This is a genomic window from Chelatococcus reniformis (genome assembly GCF_014640075.1).
Classification (GTDB): Bacteria; Pseudomonadota; Alphaproteobacteria; order Rhizobiales; family Beijerinckiaceae; genus Camelimonas; species Camelimonas reniformis.
Map to the genome: position 1 here is coordinate 147,681 of NZ_BMGG01000001.1, position 17,875 is coordinate 165,555.

The following is a 17,875-nucleotide window of genomic DNA, read 5'->3' on the forward strand; positions in this document are numbered from 1 at the left end:
TTGGGCTGCGTGTCACTCGCCTCCCGTGTAACATACATTATGTTACGGTGCTGCCACGCCGACGCACGACCTCCGTGCCGTGCGTGCATGCCCTCTCACTCGGCGGGAGCGCTCTCGCCGCGCGACGGCAGCGGCGCCATGGCGGAGAACACCCCGTCCCGCCGGACGAGTGCATGGAACAGGGCCGCCGCGATGTGAAGCAGAATGAGGGCGAAGAACGCGAAGGCGAGGTAGGCATGCGCGTCCCAGAGCAGCGCATGCAGGGTGCTGCTCTGCGGAAGGATAGCTGGCAGGCGGATGCCCCCGTACAGCACCACCGGGTAGGCGGCCGTCGACATCATGGCCCAGCCGATCAGCGGCATGGCGATCATCAGCGCGTACAACGCGTAGTGCGACAGCTCGGCCGCGCGTTTCATCGGCGCCGGCAGATCGGCGGGCAGAGCGGGTGCGCCGCTGCGAAGGCGGACGGCGAGGCGGATCAGCGCCAGCAGCAGAATGGCGATGCCCAGCGTCTTGTGCGTGGCCACGAGGGGCACATACGCGGGCGTGACGGTGGACACCATGCCGACGCCGATGAACAGCATCGCCAGAATGCAGGCGGCCATCAGCCAGTGTAACGCGCGCTGAGGGACGGTGAAGCGCTTGGCGGGATTGATCATTGCCGGCCCCCCGCGGTTGGCTGCTCGTGGTAGGGGTAGTGCTTGGTCTCGGCGGTGCGCAGATCGTACGACCTGGCATAGGCGGCCGACCGGGCGGCGGGAAACGGATCGTCGGAGAGGCGGATGCCGTCCGGCAGGATGGTCGGGTCGAAATTGATGTCGCGGCAAGGGCCGTCGCGCTCGGCTTCGATCTGCTCGACGACGAGGGTGCCGACGTCGACGGAGCGGCGCCCCGCCGGCCATGCCTTGCTGGGATCTGCGGTGAGGTCGCCCGGATCGGCGAGCGTCAGTACCATCGTCCAGCGCTGCGGGCCCTGGGCAACCCGGGCCGCGATCTCCTGCTCGAGATGGTTCGGACCGAGCTTGGCGAGTGCGTCCGGGGTCACCGCGACCACCGGGGCCTGCGGCCGGAGCGACCAGCGCACCGCCCTCGGGGCATCGGACGCGTCGACGACGATGAAGGCGTTAAGACCGTTGAAGGCATCCTGGGCATAACTGGCTGTCCATGGCGCGTGCTTGGCCCAATCGGCAAACGCCATGAACTCCGGATGGCCGGCCACGAAGCGCTTGATCGCATCGGGATCGGGACTGTGCGACGCCGTCTGCAGCTCGTAGAACGCCGCGGGCGTGGCCACCGCGAAGATCGGCGGATCAATCATCGCGGTGCGCCATACCGCGCCGTCGGGAGTCGAGAGCTGGAGGCCCATGCCCCGGACGCGCACGGCCGCATCCGGCGCAACGGGATCCGGGCTGCCGAGATTGAAGCGCCCAAGCGCCGCATAGCGGCCGCGCGCGAACACCTGTGCCCGCGAAAACTCGGCGCCGTTGCCATTCGACTCGAAGACGCCAGTGAAGCAGATGCCCTTGGCGTGGTTGCGGCGGTGGCCCGGCACGGCGCCGCCGGGGGGAGCGAGGGAGTTGACGAGCCGGGCCGGCGTCAGCCGGCCCGGGGAGAGCCATCCGGCCGTGTAGGCGAAGGCGCCGGCACCGGCGGCGACAATGACGGCAATCAATGCCAAAGCGCCGATGGACGGCTGCGTTGACGGTTGCGACGAATCGGGCATTCGGCACCCTTGATGGGAGTATCGGAGCAGCCCCGCAGGGAAAATCAGCGATGATGCTAGCACGCGCCGGTGCGGAGGGTCTTGCCAATCCGCACAGTTGCTTTCCCGCAGGGCACGAGGCGGTGGCGCAAGCTGCGCACGCATTCCAGCTCGGGCGGCGAATGCGCACCACCGTCCGGCCTGGTGCTTTCGGTCCGATTGCCGCGGCTCCGAGAGCGGCGCACGCCGACGCCCGCCCTCCTTGGGCGATCGATGCTCTGTTGAAATTTATGCCGATATGGGAATGAGACGCTGCAAGTTCGCGTTGCGAAGATAGAGGCCGCCCCATGCCATGACGCCGAGCGCCAGCGATATGAGCTGCGGCGGAGAAGTGAACTCACCAATCCTCAGATGGGTGCAGATGGCGCCCCCGAGGAAACCCGTGATGAGGATCGCGCCAAGCGCCGCCGTCCTGGGGATTGCGTAGAGCAACGTGCAGACGGCGAGTATGGAGGCAACGATGGGCGCCTGATCCAGCGAGAACCCCGTCGCCGTTATCTCGGCTCGCAAACTCTCAGGCGGGTTGAATTGGACGATGACATCGGCGGCCAGCAGGATCACCACGACAGCACTCAGGGCCCGTCCCGCCCAGACGGCCGACGACGACTGCTTCATCTGCGTCATTCCTTGTTCCCCACGAGGCCAGCCATAACAGGGACAGGAGACAAGCGCCCTCGCCCATTATGGCCTGGCTCATCTTCATTCTGCTTGTGTTGATCGATGTTGCACATCGACGCAGCCGCGTTCGAGGCGGCCACGCCCGGCCGAAAGCTGCCGCGGCGCGCCGCGTTCGATCGGTTCGCCAACGCACATCGCGGCAATACGCCGGATCGCCGGATCACTCCCCGGGGGCCGGCAGGTGATCGGAGGCCGGTTCTTCATGGCGGGCAGAGACCTCCTCCCGGGCCCGAACGCCGAACCAGATGGCGTAGAGCGCGGGCAAAAAGATCAGGATGAGAACCGTGCCGACCGCCGTGCCGCCGATCAGTGTATAGGCGAGCGATCCCCAGAAGACGGAATGGGTCAGCGGGATGAAGGCCAGCACGGCCGCAAGCGCGGTCAAGATCACGGGCCGCGCGCGCTGCACGGTCGCCTCGACCACCGCGTTATAGGGGTCGAGCCCCTCCTCCTGATTGGTGTGGATCTGGCCGATGAGGATCAGCGTATTGCGCATCAGGATGCCGGCAAGGCCGATCAGCCCGAGAATCGCGTTGAAGCCGAACGGCTGGTCGAAGACCAGCAACGTGGGGACCGCCCCCGCCAGGCCGAGCGGGGCGGTGAGCATAACCATGACGGTGGCGGAGAACGACCGCACCTGGACCATGATCACCGCCAGCATCAGGGCGAGCATCACCGGGAAGACCGCAGCCAGCGCCGCATTGGCCTTGCCGGCCTCCTCGATCGATCCCGCCGTCTCGATGTCGTAGCCCTCCGGCAGACGGGCCACGAGCGGCTGCAACGCCGCCACGATCTCCTTGGAGACCTCGGGCGGTTGCAAGCCCTCCGCGATATCGGCGCGGATGGTGATGGTCGGCACGCGGTCACGGCGCTTGAGGATGGGCTCCTCCATGCGCACCTCGGTGCGACCGATCTGCCCGAGCGGAATCAGCCGACCGTCGTGGGACGTCAGCGTGAAGTCCGACAGCCGGGCCGGATCGAGCCGCTCCTCGCCGGCGCTGCGGGCCACGACATCGACGGTGCGGATGTCCTCCCGCACCTGCGTCACCGTCACGCCGGTCAGCAGGAACTGAAGCTGCTGCGCCGCCTCGGCCGGAGAGAGGCCGATCAGTCGCAAGCGGTCCTGATCGAGGACGAAGCGCAGGGTCGGCGCGCGCCGGCCCCAGTCCTGGTTCGCCTGCCGCGCATGCGGATTGGCGCGCATGATGGCGAGCGCGTCGTCGGCGATACCGCGCAGCACGGTCGGGTCCGGCCCGCGCACGCGGAACTCGACGGGGAACGGCGTATAGGGGCCGAAAACCAGCTGAGTCACCCGCAAATAGGCTGCCGGAGCCAGTCCGTCGGCGATGGCCTGGCGCAGGCGGAGCTTCAGGGCTTCGCGCGCCTCGGCGCCGCGCGTCAGCACCACGATCTTGGCGAAGGCCGGATCCGGCAGCTCGGGCGCCATGGCGAGGAAGAACCGCGGCGCCCCCTGGCCGACGTAGCTGGTGACGATCTCTGCGTCCGGCTGCCGGCGCAGCCACGCCTCTACCTGTTCGACGGCGTCCTGCGTGACGGCGATGCTGGTGCCTTCCGGCATGCGCACCTCGACGAGCACCTCCGGCCGGTCGGAGACGGGGAAGAACTGCTGGCGCACCGTGCCCATGCCGACGACGGCCATCGCAAAGACCAGCACCACCGCGGCCGCGACCGTGAACTTGCGGCGCACCGCCCAGGAGATGAGGGCGCGCAATCGGCGATAGCCGGGCGTATCGTAGATGGCGTGGTGGCCGCCTTCGACGGGCTTGATATCGGGTAGCAGCTTCACCCCCAGGTAGGGCGTGAAGGCCACCGCGACGAACCAGGAGACGATGAGCGCGAAGGCGACGATCCAGAAGATATTGCCCGCATACTCACCGGCCGAGGAATGGGCGAAGCCGACCGGCATCAGGCCGATGATCGTCACCAGCGTGCCCGAGAGCATCGGGCCGGCCGTGTGGCTCCAGGCATAGGCGGCCGCCTCAATGCGGTCCATGCCTTCTTCCATCTTCACGACCATGACCTCGATGGCGATGATGGCGTCGTCGACGAGCAGCCCGAGGCCGAGGATGAGCGCGCCGAGCGTGATCCGGTCGAAGAAGCGCCCCGTCTCCAGCATGATGACGAAGACCGCGGCAAGGGTGAGCGGCACGGCGGCCGCCACCACGATGCCGACGCGCCAACCGAGGCTGACGAGGCTGACAAGCAGCACCACGCCGAGCGCCATGAAGAACTTCAGCATGAACTCGTGCACGGCCTCGGAGATGTTGACCGCCTGGTCCGTGATCTTGGCGAGCGTGATGCCCAGCGGCAGCGCCGCGGCGATCTTCGCGGTCTGCGCCTCGAGCGCCCTTCCCAGCTCCAGACCGTTCCAGCCGGTGCGCATCACGACGCCGAGTGCGAGGCTAGGCTCGGCCTGGTTGCGGATCAGGAAGGTCGGCGGGTCTTCGTAGCCGCGCTCGACATCGGCGATGTCGGAGAGCTTGAGCGTGCGACCGCCCGCGACCACCGGCGTGTCGCGAATGGTCTTGAGGTCGTCATAGGCGCCTTGCAGACGCACGATGATCTGCGGCCCATCCGCATCAATGGAGCCGGCGGGCGTAATCGCGTTCTGCCGCGCCAGGGCCGCGAACACCTCCTGGGCGGACACGCCGAGCGTGGCCAGCCGCGGATAGGAGAACGCGACGAAGATGCGCTCCGGCCGCTCGCCCAGGATGTTCACCTTGTTGACGCCGGGCACGTGCAGCAGCTGCTGGCGGATCGCCTCCGCCTGCCGGGCGAGGAGCCGGGGCGCCATGCCGGGCGCCCGCAGGGCGTAGAGCGCGAAAGTGACGTCGGAATATTCGTCGTTGACGAAGGGCCCGAGGGCGCCCGCCGGCAGGTTGCGCGCCTCGTCGCCCATCTTCTTGCGGGCCTGATAAAACTGCTCCGGCACCTCGGCGGGCGGCGTGTCGTCGCGCAGGGTCACCGTGAGGAAGGCGAGCCCCGGGCGCATCAGCGCCTCGACCCGGTCATACCAGCGCAGCTCCTGCAGCCGCTTCTCCAGCGGCTCTGTGACCAACTCCTGCATCTCCTGCGCGGTGGCGCCGGGCCAGGCGACGGTGACGGTGAGCACCTTGACCGTGAAGGACGGATCTTCGGCCCGGCCCAGTTTGAGGAAGGCGCTCACCCCCGCCAGCGCGATGGCGATGATGAAGAACAGCGTGACGGCCCGTTCGCGAACCGCCAGCGCCGAGAGATTGAAGCCGCTCATTGTGCCGCGGTCCGGGTCTCGGCGGCGCTCACGCGGTCGCCCTCGTGCAGGAGATGGGCGCCGAGCGCGACGATGGTTTCGCCGGGGCTGAGGCCCGTGACCACCGCCGTCTCCTGGCCGATCCTGCGGACCGCGACGGGCCGGAGGCTGACCGTCGAGCCCGCCGAGCCGATCACCCAGACGCCGGTGCCACGGCCGCCGTCAAGGAGCGCGCCGAGCGGCACCTCGGTCTCTTCTGGGGCAGCGACTTCAACATCGCGAAGCCAGACCGTGACCGTTGCGCCCAGGGGGGCCTGTGCCGCCGCCCCCTCCAGGACGTAGCGGGCTTCATAGGTGCGCGTCGCCGGATCGGCCGAATCGGACAGTTGGCGCAGACGGGCGGGGGCGCGGCCGGTTCCCACGCCGTAAACCTGCGCCTCGGCGGGTGAGCCGACGGCTGGCCGCGCCGTCTCGGGCAGGTTGACCGTTGCCTCGCGTGCGCCGGCATGCGCCAACCGGACGACGACCTGGCTGGCGACGACGACCTGCCCTGGCTCGGCCAAGGTCTCGACGACGGTGCCGTCGGCATCGGCACGGAGCACCGCGTAACCGGCCTCGTTGCGCGCGACCTCGGCCTGGGCCCGCGCCGCCTCGAGCTGCGCCCGCGCCGTGTCGAGGGCAGCCTTCGCCTGCTCGTAGCGCTGCCTCGGCGACCATCCAGCGGCGACGAGGCGCCGGTAGCGGATCTCGTCCGCCTCGGTCTGGACGAGCTGCGCGCGTGCCGCAGCGGCGGCATTCTCGCGCGCGGTGAGCGCAAGGCCGAGATCCTTGGGATCGATGCGCATCAGCGCCTGGCCGGCCACAACGCGACCGCCGACATCGACCAGCCGCTCGGTGATCTTGCCGTTCACGCGAAAGCCGAGATTGCTTTGGACGCGCGCCGAGACCAGACCGGTGAAGGCACGTTGCGAGGCCGCCGGGAGACGCGCCTGCGCGGTGCGCACGAGCGGCAGTTGGCGGCGGGGATCCTCCGGCGCCGCTGTCACCGACGCGGACCGTGCCAGCAGGACGAGGCCGACACTGCCGGCGACGAGAAGCGCGGCCGCGGCGATCAGAAGGGCGTTCTTGAACTGCATGGCCTGCTCCCGGCTCGGGCGACGTCGGCGCCGAACGCAACCTGATCGGCGGGCCGGAGACCCGCCATCGTGGCCCGGCCGCCGTCGATTCCATCGGTTAAAGTGGATATGCACGTAATTTGCGAAGCGAAACCTACCCGGTGCGTGGGGCAGGAGCGGCCCGCTGGTTCAGAGATCCGAGATCGTGTCCAAGGCAGTTCGCAAAGCCTCCAGCTGCTCGTCGGTCAGGGCCGCGGCCAGACGGTCGTTCACCGCCTGCCACGCACCCACCGCGACCATGAGCAACTGGTTGCCCTCTTGCGTGAGGGCGACGCGGCGCACCCGTCCGTCCTGGTCGTCAAGCCGGATCGTGATCAAGCCGCGGCGCTCGAGCGGGCGCAGGTTCTTCGTCGTCGTCGTCCGGTCCATGCCGAGCTCGGCGGCGATCTCGTTGATGCTCCGCGATCGCTGCACGCTCAGCGCCATCAGCATCGTGAACTGCCAATTGGTGAGGCCGACGGCGCGGAATGCGTCGTCGAAGCGCCTGCCCACGCTGCGGCTGGCGCGCTGGACGCGCCGGCACAGGCAGGACCGCGCGACCTGCTCGGCCAGCGCGGGCGATATGACGTTGGTGACGCTCATGATCGCATAGGTGAGTGCATATGCACCTAATGTCAATGGGGGGATGAGGATCGAACAGACAATGCGGCACGAGCCGCTTATGGCCGCGTGTCATACAGCGCCTGAGGATGCCGCCGAGCGGCCGGTTTCCGATGCCGATTTTCAGGTGCACAAGCCCATCGGCGCGTGCGGATGCCTGTCCGCGCTGGCGACCTACACCAGCAGCGTCGACAACAATGGAGTTCGGCAGACCGTGCTGGAGGGGATCGCCGCGATCAAGGGAGGCGGCGCAAAGGCGCTGATCCTTGCAACGGAACCAGCCCTCATTGCAGGCAAGGAGGTGCACGTGGGGCTGACCTGCGCGCGCCCGTCTTAAGTTTGCCTCGCCCATCCGATGACATCCAGATAGGCGACAATATCGGCTTCCGTCGCGCCCCGGCGGAGTTGGCCCGCCGCGTGGAGCAGATGGGTGTCGTACTCGTCCGCGAAATGCCGGTTGCTCTCGTCGTCCCAGCTTTCGCCGGCGGGCATCAGCCCAAACGGATCCCATAGCGACCAGCCCATGTCGCGCAAGCGCGACAGCCTGATCCTTGGCGGCGGCGTCAGAAACGGCGTCGGTGGCGTGAGATCAATCGATTACGGTATGGGCCGCCGCATCAGGTCGAAGCAGCTGGAGACGCTTCGGACGCACATCGACACGATCGGCCTGGCCACCCGAAGCGGATTGAACATTGACGGGCGGCCGCGGCCTCCCGCTCGTTATGCGGCTAAGCCGCCACAAGTCCAGGCCGCCAGCGCGATCGAACAATCCTAAAGGGAAGCATGGCATCGCCGCGGTGCCCCGGTGTTCGCCCCAGGACAGCGGTATAAGGGACACACGAGGGTCCCGCTTCTGCCCGGTGGGACATTCGGGGCGGAAACGCCAACGATATCAGCGGCATTTTTGAAGGGTGGTGCCCCTGGCCGGGATCGAACCAGCACTCCTTGCGGAACTCGATTTTGAGTCGAGCGCGTCTACCAATTCCGCCACAGGGGCAAAGCGCGGCGGATATTAGCCAGCCCGGGCGCCGGGTCAATGGACTGGTGGCCATCGCGGCATCTTAAGCGCAGCCAGGCCGAACGGGTGGCCGCCACAGCTGCTTCGTCCGTTCGATGGCCGTTGCTGACACAGGGGGAGCCATGCGCAGACGCAAGTCTCAGCCGCGCCGCGCCGCCTCGTAGCGCGCCTTGTTCTCGGCGTTGGGCGGATAGAGCCCCGGCAGCGCGGCACCCGCCTGGACCTCGCCCATGATCCAGCTTTCGAAGCGCTCCTGTTCGGGGCCGAGCGTGGCCACCTCCTCCGCGAGGGCCGCCGGAACGAGGACGGCGCCGTCGTCGTCCACCACGATCAGGTCATCCGGGTAGACGGCGACACCGCCGCAGGCGATGGGCTCCTGCCAGTTGACGAAGGTGAGGCCGGCGACCGACGGTGGCGCGGCTGCACCCTGGCACCAGACCGGGAGGCCGGCGGCGAGCACGCCGGCGAGATCGCGCACCACCCCGTCGGTCACGAGGGCGGCGACACCCTTCTTCTGCATGCGGGCGCACAGAATGTCGCCGAAGATGCCTGCATCGGTGACGCCCATGGCGTCGACCACGGCGATGCAGCCCTCGGGCATGGCCTCGATGGCGGCGCGCGTGGACTTGGGCGACGACCAGGATTCGGGGGTGGCGAGGTCTTCGCGCGCCGGCACGAAGCGCAGGGTGAAGGCGCGGCCGACGCGGCGCGGCTGGCCCGGCCGCAGCGGCCGGGTGCCGCGCAGCCAGACGTTGCGCAGCCCCTTCTTCAGCAGGATCGTCGTGATCGTCGCCGTGGTGACCTGCGATAGCACGTCGGCGATCCTGGCATCGTCCGTCATGGCCGCATCCTCTTCCCGCTTGCCTGCTCTGGAGCGTCCGAGGCCGGGACCGGCCGCTCTGCCACCCTTGTCGTCGGGAAACGCGCCGCCGCCAAGGCCGAAGACGGCGGCCCGCCGGTCGGCCCCGCTAAAGCGCTTTCGAGCGAAGTGGACGTCGGTTCGCGTGAAGAAAACGCGGCAATCAAACAGATAGAGCATTTCGGCAATTCGACGAAGCGCGGAAATATTCTAGTAGCGGTCGAGCGCCAGGTCCGCCGTCTCGATGTCCGGCCTGCCGCCGCCGACCAGATCGGCAAGGACGCGCCCCGAGCCACAGGCCATGGTCCAGCCGAGCGTGCCGTGTCCGGTATTGAGGTAGAGGTTGGCGAACCCGGCCCGCCCGATCACCGGCGTTCCATCCGGCGTCATCGGGCGCAGGCCGGCCCAGAAGGTGGCCTGCGCCTGATCGCCCGCGCCGCCGAACAGGTCCTCCACGGAATGCGCGAGCGTGGCGCGGCGGGCGGGCGGCAGGTCGAGCTCAAAGCCGGCGATCTCGGCCATGCCGCCGACGCGGATGCGGTCGCCGAGCCGGGTGATGGCGATCTTGTAGGTCTCGTCCATCACCGTCGACACGGGCGCGCGCGCCGCATCGACGATGGGGACGGTGATCGAATAACCCTTCACCGGATACACCGGCAGGCTGAGGCCAAGCCCCCTCAGCAGGGCCGGTGAATAGCTGCCGAGGGCGACGACGAAGGCCTCGCCCGTTATCTCCTGGGCCACGGTCTCCACCGCCGCGATGCGCCCGTGCGCCTCTCGCAGGCGGCCGATATCGACGCCGAAGCGGAAGGTGACGCCCATGGCCTCGCACAGCCGCTGCAGCGCGCTGGTGAACTTGAAGCAGTCCCCGGTCTCGTCGTTGGGCAGGCGCAAGCCGCCGGCGATCTTGAAGCGCACGGGCGCCAGGCCCGGCTCGGCAGCGATGCAGCCGCCGGCATCGAGCAGCTCGAACGGCACGCCGTCGCGCCGCAGCACCTCGACATCCTTGCCGACGTCGTCGATCTGCTTCTGGGTGCGGAACAGCTGGAGCGTACCCTGGCTGCGGTGATCGTAGGCGATGGCGGTCTCCGCCCGCAGCGCCACCAGGCAGTCGCGGCTGTACTCGGCGAGGCGCACCATCCGTCCCTTGTTCACGGCGTAGCGCGCGCTGGTGCAGTTGCGCAGCATCGCGGCCATCCAGCGCCAGGCGGTCGGATCAACCGTCGGCCGGACGATCAGCGGCGCATGCTTCATGAACAGCCATCTGAGGGCCTTCAGCGGGATGCCGGGCGCGGCCCAGGGGGAGGCGTAGCCGGGAGAGATCTCGCCGGCATTGGCGAAGCTCGTCTCGAGTCCCGGCCCCGTCTGACGATCCAGCACGACCACCTGGTGACCGGCCTTGGCGAGGTAATAGGCCGAGGTCACGCCAATGACGCCGGCGCCGAGAATGACGATCTTCATGATGCCTGTTCGATTGTGCGGCTCGCGTCCGCGCCGGCGGGGCGGTAGCGGCGCTGGTAGCGGTGGCCGAGGCGGGTCAGGATCTCGTAGGAGATCGTCTCGGCCGCCGCGGCGACCTCCTCCAGGCTCTGGTGAGGGCCGATGATCTCGACGAGGCTGCCGAGCCCGAGCGCGCCGGGCGGCAGTGCCGTCACGTCCACGGTGAGGCTGTCCATGGAAATGCGCCCGACCATCGGCAGGCGCGTCGCGCCGCAATAGGCGGCGCCGCGGCCGCCGAGATGGCGCGGCAGCCCGTCGGCGTAGCCGGCGGCCAGGGTCGCCAGGCGCGCCGCGCCAGCCGTGACATGGCTGCCGCCGTAGCCGACGCGCGTCCCCGCCGGCACCGTACGCGTCTGGATCACACGCACCTCCAGCCGGACCACCGGCGAGGTCACGCCGGCCGCGCCGGCCGCGGGCACGCCGCCGTAGAGCGCGATGCCGGGCCGCGCGAGCATGCCGTGATAGCTCGCTCCGAGCAGGATGCCGGCGGAATTGGCGAAGCAGAGATCCAGCCCCGGAAAGGCCGACGCGGCGCGGCGCCAGGCATCGAGCTGATCGGCGTTCTGCGGGCTCTCGGGCTCGTCGGCGGAGGCCAGGTGGCTGATCAGGAACAGGAGACGAAGGTCGCGCCGCAGGCCGGGATCGCCGGCGAGCCTCGCCAGTTCGGCTGCGGCGAGGCCCAGCCGCGACATGCCGGTGTCGACCTGGAGAACGGCCGGCAGCTCTGCGCCGTGGACGCGGGCCGCGGCGGACCAATTCGCCACCTGCTCGAGCGAGTTCAGCACCGGGATCACGCCGGCGGCGGCGCAGGGCTCCTCGGCCCCCGGCAGCAGGCCGTTGAGCACGAACAGCCGCGCGTCCGGGGCCAGAATGGGCTTCAGCGCCAGGGCTTCGTCGAGATGGGCGACGAAGAAATCCCGGCATCCCGCCCCATACAGCGCCGGCGCCACGCGCGCCGCGCCGAGGCCATAGGCGTCGGCCTTGACCACGGCGCCGGTCCGTGCGGGCGTCAGGCGCTCGCGCAGGGCGAGATAGTTCCGGGTGAGCGCGGCGAGATCGATGGTCAGCACGCCGGGGGCGGCGACGTCGCCTGCGAAGTCGAAGCTCCAGCCGTCCATGCATCACCCCGATCAAGGATGGCTGGAAGCCTAGCGCAACAAGCGCGCAATCTCCGTGCTATGAGATGTCGAAAGTTCCGTCCGCAAGGCCCTTGCGCAACGATCTGCCGGGACGTCGAATAATCTGCCATGCACGGACTGGACGCCATCGATCGCAACATCGTGCGCCTGCTGCGGCTCAATGCGCGCATGAGCAACGCCAAGCTGGCCGGCGAGATCGGCCTTTCCCCCTCCGCCTGCCTGCGGCGCATCCGCCTGCTCGAGCACAGCGGCGTCATCCGCGGCTACACCGCCCTCGTCGACCATGCCTCCGGCGAGGCGGCGATCGCCGTGATCATCAACATCACCCTGGAGCGGCAGACGGAGGACTACCTCAAGCGCTTCGAGGCCGCCGTCCGCAAGCACCCGGAGATCCGGGAGTGCTATCTCATGACCGGCGGGGCCGACTATCTGCTGCGGGTCGAGGTGGAGAATGCGGCGGAGTTCGAGCGCATCCACACCGACATCCTGTCGACGTTGCCGGGCGTGTCGCGCATCCACTCCAGCTTCTCGATCCGCAACGTCCTCGCCACGCGCCGGCGCGACGCGATTGCGTGAGCCGGCGCGCCCATGAACGCTCCGTTCGCCGGCCTAGCCCGCAACGGCTTCGTCCATGTGACCGTGGCCTTCCTCGCCATGGGCAGTTGGGCAGCCTTCGCCAACCGGGGCCATCCGATGCCGGCCCCGCTCCAGGCCGGCCTGATCCAGGGCGCGATCTCCGCCTCGATCACACTGATCCTGAAGCGGGCCGTTGATGCGCTCGCCAGGCGCTTCCAGGGGATCGCCGCGCTCGTCGTGCCGCCCGCCGCGGCCGGCCTCGTCTCCGCCAGCCTGCTCACGGCCATCCACACCATCGCCGGCACGCCCGAAGTCGTTGCGACGATCGCACTGCCGCTGACGGTCGCCACCAGCTACGCGGCCGTTTACAATTTCACGTTCTGGCGAAGCGGTCGCTGAGCGCGCGGCGACGCCGAGCTCGGCCGGCGAGCGGGCCGGGCGATCAGGCCGCCCCGTCCGGCTTGCTCGACAGGCTCACCGGTGTCGGATCGGGATCGCTGGCGAGGCGAGCGCTCAGCCGGCGACAGAGCACATAGAACGGCGGCGTGAACACGAGCCCGAACAGCGTCACGCCGAGCATCCCCGCGAACACCGACACGCCGAGCACCTGGCGCAGCTCCGCCCCGGCGCCCTGCGCGAACACCAGCGGCAGGACGCCCAGGATAAAGGCGAGCGACGTCATGATGATCGGCCGCAGCCGCACCCGTGCGGCCTCCGTGGCGGCCTCGCCGGGGCTGACGCCATCGTCCTCGCGCTGCCTGGCGAACTCCACGATGAGGATGGCGTTCTTGGCGGCGAGGCCGATCAGCACGACGAGGCCGATCTGGGCAAGGATGTTGAGGTCGAGCGCCATGACGAGGAGACCGGTGACGGCGGCGAGCAGGCACATCGGCACGATCAGCATCACCGACAGCGGCAATGTCCAGCTCTCGTACTGGGCCGCTAGCAAGAGAAAGACGAAGACGATCGAGGCGGCGAAGACGATGAGCCCGGAGCTGCCGGCGAGCCGCTCCTGAAGGGCGAGCTCCGTCCACTCGAAGCTGTAGCCCTCGGGCAGCACCTGCGCGGCGATCTGCTCCATGCGGTCGAGCGCCGTGCCGGTCGACGTGCCCGGTGCCGCCGCGCCCTGCACCTCCCCGGCCGCCGCCAGGTTGTAGCGCGGCACCCGGTAGGGCCCGGTCCGCTCCTCGAAGGTGGCCACCGAGCTGAGCGGCACCATGGCGCCGGAGTCACTCCGCGTCTTGAAGCCGGCGATCACCGCCGGGTCCTGCCGGAACGCCCCGTCCGCCTGGGCGCGGACCTGGAACGTGCGGCCGAGAAAATTGAAGTCGTTGACGTAGGACGATCCGAGATAGACCTCGAGCGTCTCGAAGACACGGCCGGCCGGAACCCCAAGCATCTCCGCCTTGACGCGGTCGATGTCGGCAAAGAGCTTGGGCGTCGCCGTGTTGAACGGCGTGAAGACGCGCGCGAGCTCGGGATGCCGCCCCGCCTCTTCGACGACCGTGGCGAGCACGGCCTCCAGGTCGGCAGGCGTCGTGCCGTTGCGATCCTGGACCATCATCTTGAAGCCGCCGGTGCCGCCCATGCCGCGCACCGAGGGCGGCTTGATCGGGATTAGGCGCGCCTCGGTGAGATCCGCCGTCAAGCGCGGCACGTCCGCCATGATGGCGTCGACGTCGCGGCCCGCCGCGGCGCGGCTGGCGAAGGGATCGAGGATCACGAAGGCGACGCCGCTGTTCGGCGAGGTGGTGAAGGTGGCGCCGTCCTGCCCGGCCACGGCGACGACGTGGGCGACGCCGTCCACCGCCAGCAGGCGCGTCGACAGCTCCGTCATGATCGCCTCGGTGCGCCCCAGGGCGGCGCCGGGCGGCAGTTGCACCGAGGTGATGAAATAACCCTGGTCCACTTCGGGAATGAAGCCGCGCGGCACGCGCTCGAGCTGGTAGGCGGTGAGCGCCAGCAGGCCCGCGTAGGGAAGGAGCGCCAGCGCGCCCAGCCGGAGCAGGCGCCGCGTCAGCCCGCCGTAGCCCATCGACAGGCGATCGAACGCCCGATTGAACGCGTCGAAGCCACGCTGCACCCAGCCGAGCGGGCCTCGCGGGCGGCGCGCGTGCGGTTCGTGCGGCCTCAGCAGCAGCGCGCCGAGGGCGGGGCTCAGCGTGAGCGAGACGAAGGCGGATATCACCGTCGAGGTGGCGATGACCACGGCGAACTGCCGGAAGAACTGGCCGGTGATGCCCGACACCATGGCCGCCGGAATGAACACTGCCGAGAGCACGAGCGCGATGGCGATCAGCGCGCCGGAGATCTCGTCCATGGACCGGTGGGCCGCCTCGCGCGGGGTGAGGCCGTCGCGCAGATGCCGCTCGATGTTCTCGACCACGACGATGGCATCGTCCACGACGATGCCGATGGCCAGGACGAGGCCCAGTAGGGACAGATTGTTCAGCGAATAGCCGAGCGCCGCCATCACGGTGAAGGTGCCGATCAGCGAGATCGGGATGGCGAGGATGGGGATGACCGCCGCCCGCCACGTCTGGAGGAACAGGATGACGACCACCACCACGAGGACGATCGCCTCGGCGAGGGTCTTGTAGACCTCCTTCACCGATTCTTCGATGAACAGTGTGGGGTTGAAGGGAATGTCATAGGCGACGCCCGCCGGCAGCCGCCCGGAGAGCCGGCGCATTTCCTGCACCACGCGCTCGGCGGTGTCGAGGGCATTGGAGCCGGGCTGCTGGAACACCTGGATCGGCTGCGCCGGCCGGCCGTTGAAGTTGGCTCCGGCGCGATAGCTCTGGGCCGTCAGCTCGACCCGGGCGACGTCGCTCACGCGCGTGACCCGGCCGTCCCCGTCGGTGCGCACGACGATGTTCTCGAACTGCGCCGGATCCGACAGGCGGCCCAGCGCCTCCACGTTGAGCTGGAAGGCGCCGGTCCCCGGAACCGGCGGCTGGTTCACCACGCCGGCGGCGACCTGCACGTTCTGGGCGCGCAAGGCCGCGACGATGTCGCCGGCCGTCAGGTTGCGCGCCGCAACCCGGTCGGGGTCGAGCCAGATCACCATCGCATAGTCGCGCGTCGCCGGCATGCGCACGTCGCCGACGCCCGGCACGCGGAGCAGCGCGTCGCGGATCTGCAACGTGGCGTAATTGGCGAGGTAGAGCTGGTTGCGCGAGTTGTCGGGCGAGAACAGCTGCACGACCATCAGAATGTCGGGCGATGTCTTGCGCACGGTCACGCCGAGGCGGCGCACGTCCTCCGGCAGGCGCGGCTCGGCGATGGCGACGCGGTTCTGCACGAGAACCTGGGCGTCGTCGATATCGGTCCCAAGCGCGAAGGTGACGGTGATCGTGAGCCGGCCGTCTCCGGTCGCCTGCGAGGACATGTAGAGCATGTTCTCGACGCCGTTGATCTCCTGCTCGATCGGCGTCGCAATCGTGCTGCTGATGACCTCCGCCGATGCGCCCGGATACTGCGCGTTGACCACGACCGTCGGCGGCGCGATCTGCGGATACTGAGCGAGCGGCAACGTGACATAGCCGGCGAGACCGATCAGCACGACGAGGATCGACATCACGCTGGCGAAGATCGGCCGATCGATACAGAAATGGGCGAGACGCATGGGACTGCTCTCAGTCCAGCGCGGCCGAGCGCGGCTCGGGCTCGGCCTCCTGGGGCGTCACCTTCTGTCCGGGGCGGGCCCGCAGCAGGCCGCTCACGATGATGCGGTCGTCCGGCCCGATGCCGGCGCGCACGATGCGCATGCCGCCGGCGTGAGCCGGACCGAGATCGACCTTGGCGGAGCGCACCGTGCCGTCGGCGGCGACGGCGAGCACCGCCCGCTCCGCCTGGTCGGTGATGAGGGCCGTCTCCGGCACCAGCGTCGCCTCGTAGGCGGCCGAGAACGGCAGGCGCGCGCGCCCGAACTGTCCTGGCGTGAGGCCTCCTGCATTGGCGATGACGGCGCGCATGCGAATGGTGCCGGCGCCGAGCTCCAGGCGATTGTCGACGAAGTCGATCGTGCCCTTGTGCGGCCAGTCCCGATCGCCCTGCCCGCGCAGCTCGACCAGAATACGCCGCCCGTGCAGCCCCGGAACCGCGCCGCTCGTGGCGGCCTGCCGGTAGGCCAGCAGGTCATGCTCGCTCATATCGAACACGAAGTAGAGCGGGTCGAGCGCGACGAGGGAGGTCAGCATCGTGCCGTCCGTCACCAGCGCACCGATGTCCTGCCGGCGGTTGGAGATCCGGCCGGCAAAGGGCGCGCGCACCTCGGTGAAGCCGAGATCGATCTCGGCGCGCGACACCACCGCCTTGGCCAGGGCGTGCGCCGCGTCGGCGGCCTTCTTCTGCTGACGGCGCTGATCGAGCGTCGCCTGCGATGCGGCGTGGGAGGTCGCGAGCTGCTGAGTGCGGCCGAGCTCGAGATCGGCGAGCTCGACCTGCGCTGCCGCGCTCGCAAGCCGCGCACGGGCTTCCTCCAGCGCCGCGCGGTAGGGGCGCGGATCGATCGTGAAGAGCAGCTGGCCCTTCTCGACCAGCGTGCCGTCCGCCGCCGCGATGGTGGCGAGATGCCCGGCGGCGCGGGCGCGGATCTCCACCGTGGCGCTCGGCTCGAAGCGGCCCGCGAATTCACGCCGCTCGACGATTTCTCGCGTCTGGGGGCGTGCCACCTTGACGGTGGGGGGAGGCGCCGGTGCGGCTTGCGCGCGCGCCGGCGGGGACGTAGCCGCCGACGTCAGCCAGGCGGCGCCGGCCGCCGTGAGGGCGGCGGCAACGGCGAACGCGACACCAGCCACGAGGCGGTTGGAACGAGGCATGGGAGATCTTCCGTCCTTGCGGCAGGGGAGCCGGCCGCGGTGTCGGGCGCTCCGGCGAGGGGGATCGGCGAGGTCGATGGAAGCGTGAAACGGGCGAGGCCGGCACGACATGCAAGCGGGCGGCCAACACACCGGCGCCGGCCTCGCCTCCCGTCACTGCACGGGACTCGGGGGCTCCTGGCCCATGCAGCGACGGATCCGAAATCGATCGGGAGCGCCCCGACTAGCAATCGTCCCGGCAGAGGCCCATCCGATCCGGCACCACCGCTGCCGGCGCGATCCGCGTCACGCGGTCTCGTCCCCATTGGTGGAACGTGTCGGTCATCGCTGTCGCTACGCGTCGACGCACTGGTGGCTCCTCGCTCCGGTCCCCGTTCGGGGTCGCCCCACAGGCAACGCTACCAGTCGAATGTCACGAATATTCCACAGGCGGCCAGGCGATTTGTATCAAAGTGTCACCAACGCCCACGCTGTCATGGATTGATACAGATCGAG

General features: G+C 69.2%; 16 protein-coding genes and 1 tRNA gene. 4 read left to right on the forward strand and 13 right to left on the reverse strand.

What is annotated here, in order from left to right; all coding sequences use genetic code 11:
* Positions 1-95: 95 nt before the first annotated feature.
* From IEW34_RS00655 to IEW34_RS00680, 6 genes are all read right to left on the reverse strand, one after another.
* On the reverse strand, positions 96-659 hold the full coding sequence (locus IEW34_RS00655; RefSeq protein ID WP_188607209.1) for a cytochrome b: 564 nt from the start codon (positions 657-659) through the stop codon (positions 96-98).
* Positions 656-1,723, reverse strand: coding sequence for a catalase family peroxidase (locus IEW34_RS00660; protein ID WP_188607210.1), 1,068 nt, complete (start codon positions 1,721-1,723; stop codon positions 656-658). Before IEW34_RS00660 ends, IEW34_RS00655 begins: the two co-directional genes overlap by 4 nt.
* A gap of 267 nt (positions 1,724-1,990) precedes the next feature.
* Complete coding sequence (locus IEW34_RS00665) at positions 1,991-2,386, reverse strand: DoxX family protein (RefSeq protein WP_308424351.1); 396 nt, start codon at positions 2,384-2,386, stop codon at positions 1,991-1,993.
* Between the two features lie 214 nt (positions 2,387-2,600).
* Positions 2,601-5,711: an efflux RND transporter permease subunit gene (locus tag IEW34_RS00670; protein WP_188607211.1), complete on the reverse strand. Its 3,111-nt coding sequence runs from the start codon at positions 5,709-5,711 to the stop codon at positions 2,601-2,603.
* A complete protein-coding gene (locus IEW34_RS00675; RefSeq protein WP_188607212.1) occupies positions 5,708-6,826 on the reverse strand; it encodes an efflux RND transporter periplasmic adaptor subunit in 1,119 nt (372 codons plus the stop codon). Before IEW34_RS00675 ends, IEW34_RS00670 begins: the two co-directional genes overlap by 4 nt.
* Positions 6,827-6,994: 168 nt before the next feature.
* Entirely contained in the window at positions 6,995-7,447 is a 453-nt protein-coding gene (locus tag IEW34_RS00680) for a MarR family winged helix-turn-helix transcriptional regulator (protein ID WP_188607213.1), read from the reverse strand.
* A gap of 43 nt (positions 7,448-7,490) precedes the next feature.
* Between IEW34_RS00680 and IEW34_RS00685 the strand changes: the two genes are divergently transcribed.
* A complete protein-coding gene (locus IEW34_RS00685; RefSeq protein ID WP_188607214.1) occupies positions 7,491-7,802 on the forward strand; it encodes a DUF2195 family protein in 312 nt (103 codons plus the stop codon).
* On the opposite strand, the gene IEW34_RS00690 is transcribed toward IEW34_RS00685, so the two are convergent.
* Positions 7,799-7,999 carry a hypothetical protein gene (locus IEW34_RS00690; protein ID WP_188607215.1) on the reverse strand — a complete coding sequence of 67 codons (201 nt, stop codon included), beginning with the start codon at positions 7,997-7,999 and terminating at the stop codon, positions 7,799-7,801. The two genes, IEW34_RS00685 and IEW34_RS00690, sit on opposite strands and share 4 nt — an antisense overlap.
* Between IEW34_RS00690 and IEW34_RS00695 the strand changes: the two genes are divergently transcribed.
* Positions 7,989-8,240, forward strand: coding sequence for a hypothetical protein (locus tag IEW34_RS00695; RefSeq protein ID WP_188607216.1), 252 nt, complete (start codon positions 7,989-7,991; stop codon positions 8,238-8,240). The two genes, IEW34_RS00690 and IEW34_RS00695, sit on opposite strands and share 11 nt — an antisense overlap.
* A 137-nt stretch (positions 8,241-8,377) precedes the next feature.
* On the opposite strand, the gene IEW34_RS00700 is transcribed toward IEW34_RS00695, so the two are convergent.
* From IEW34_RS00700 to alr, 4 genes are all read right to left on the reverse strand, one after another.
* Positions 8,378-8,462, reverse strand: a tRNA-Leu gene (locus IEW34_RS00700).
* 160 nt (positions 8,463-8,622) lie between these two features.
* On the reverse strand, positions 8,623-9,324 hold the full coding sequence (locus IEW34_RS00705) for a ribonuclease activity regulator RraA (protein WP_188607217.1): 702 nt from the start codon (positions 9,322-9,324) through the stop codon (positions 8,623-8,625).
* A gap of 228 nt (positions 9,325-9,552) precedes the next feature.
* A complete protein-coding gene (locus IEW34_RS00710; protein WP_188607218.1) occupies positions 9,553-10,803 on the reverse strand; it encodes a D-amino acid dehydrogenase in 1,251 nt (416 codons plus the stop codon).
* Positions 10,800-11,960, reverse strand: a complete 1,161-nt coding sequence (alr, locus tag IEW34_RS00715; protein ID WP_188607219.1) for an alanine racemase — start codon at positions 11,958-11,960, stop codon at positions 10,800-10,802. Before alr ends, IEW34_RS00710 begins: the two co-directional genes overlap by 4 nt.
* Before the next feature lie 129 nt (positions 11,961-12,089).
* On the opposite strand from alr, the gene IEW34_RS00720 reads away from it, so the two are divergent.
* A complete protein-coding gene (locus IEW34_RS00720) occupies positions 12,090-12,557 on the forward strand; it encodes an Lrp/AsnC family transcriptional regulator (RefSeq protein WP_188607220.1) in 468 nt (155 codons plus the stop codon).
* Positions 12,558-12,569: 12 nt separating this feature from the next.
* Positions 12,570-12,956, forward strand: a complete 387-nt coding sequence (locus IEW34_RS00725; RefSeq protein WP_188607221.1) for a hypothetical protein — start codon at positions 12,570-12,572, stop codon at positions 12,954-12,956.
* Positions 12,957-12,999: 43 nt separating this feature from the next.
* Here the strand turns inward: IEW34_RS00725 and IEW34_RS00730 are convergent, their stop codons facing one another.
* Together IEW34_RS00730 and IEW34_RS00735 are read right to left on the reverse strand one after the other, a co-directional pair.
* Entirely contained in the window at positions 13,000-16,185 is a 3,186-nt protein-coding gene (locus IEW34_RS00730) for an efflux RND transporter permease subunit (protein WP_188607222.1), read from the reverse strand.
* 10 nt (positions 16,186-16,195) lie between these two features.
* Positions 16,196-17,380, reverse strand: a complete 1,185-nt coding sequence (locus IEW34_RS00735) for an efflux RND transporter periplasmic adaptor subunit (RefSeq protein ID WP_188607223.1) — start codon at positions 17,378-17,380, stop codon at positions 16,196-16,198.
* Positions 17,381-17,875: the final 495 nt, after the last annotated feature.

Excerpts from the sequence above, each read along its gene's own strand:
- IEW34_RS00655 (WP_188607209.1), bottom strand. The coding sequence starts at position 659 with ATGATCAATCCCGCCAAGCGCTTCACCGTCCCTCAGCGCGCGTTACAC.
- IEW34_RS00695 (WP_188607216.1), top strand. The coding sequence starts at position 7,989 with ATGTCGCGCAAGCGCGACAGCCTGATCCTTGGCGGCGGCGTCAGAAAC.
- IEW34_RS00725 (WP_188607221.1), top strand. The coding sequence starts at position 12,570 with ATGAACGCTCCGTTCGCCGGCCTAGCCCGCAACGGCTTCGTCCATGTG.
- IEW34_RS00675 (WP_188607212.1), bottom strand. The coding sequence starts at position 6,826 with ATGCAGTTCAAGAACGCCCTTCTGATCGCCGCGGCCGCGCTTCTCGTC.
- IEW34_RS00670 (WP_188607211.1), bottom strand. The coding sequence starts at position 5,711 with ATGAGCGGCTTCAATCTCTCGGCGCTGGCGGTTCGCGAACGGGCCGTC.
- IEW34_RS00685 (WP_188607214.1), top strand. The coding sequence starts at position 7,491 with ATGAGGATCGAACAGACAATGCGGCACGAGCCGCTTATGGCCGCGTGT.
- IEW34_RS00665 (WP_308424351.1), bottom strand. The coding sequence starts at position 2,386 with ATGACGCAGATGAAGCAGTCGTCGTCGGCCGTCTGGGCGGGACGGGCC.
- IEW34_RS00730 (WP_188607222.1), bottom strand. The coding sequence starts at position 16,185 with ATGCGTCTCGCCCATTTCTGTATCGATCGGCCGATCTTCGCCAGCGTG.
- IEW34_RS00735 (WP_188607223.1), bottom strand. The coding sequence starts at position 17,380 with ATGCCTCGTTCCAACCGCCTCGTGGCTGGTGTCGCGTTCGCCGTTGCC.
- IEW34_RS00660 (WP_188607210.1), bottom strand. The coding sequence starts at position 1,723 with ATGCCCGATTCGTCGCAACCGTCAACGCAGCCGTCCATCGGCGCTTTG.
- IEW34_RS00680 (WP_188607213.1), bottom strand. The coding sequence starts at position 7,447 with ATGAGCGTCACCAACGTCATATCGCCCGCGCTGGCCGAGCAGGTCGCG.
- IEW34_RS00705 (WP_188607217.1), bottom strand. The coding sequence starts at position 9,324 with ATGACGGACGATGCCAGGATCGCCGACGTGCTATCGCAGGTCACCACG.
- alr (WP_188607219.1), bottom strand. The coding sequence starts at position 11,960 with ATGGACGGCTGGAGCTTCGACTTCGCAGGCGACGTCGCCGCCCCCGGC.
- IEW34_RS00720 (WP_188607220.1), top strand. The coding sequence starts at position 12,090 with ATGCACGGACTGGACGCCATCGATCGCAACATCGTGCGCCTGCTGCGG.
- IEW34_RS00710 (WP_188607218.1), bottom strand. The coding sequence starts at position 10,803 with ATGAAGATCGTCATTCTCGGCGCCGGCGTCATTGGCGTGACCTCGGCC.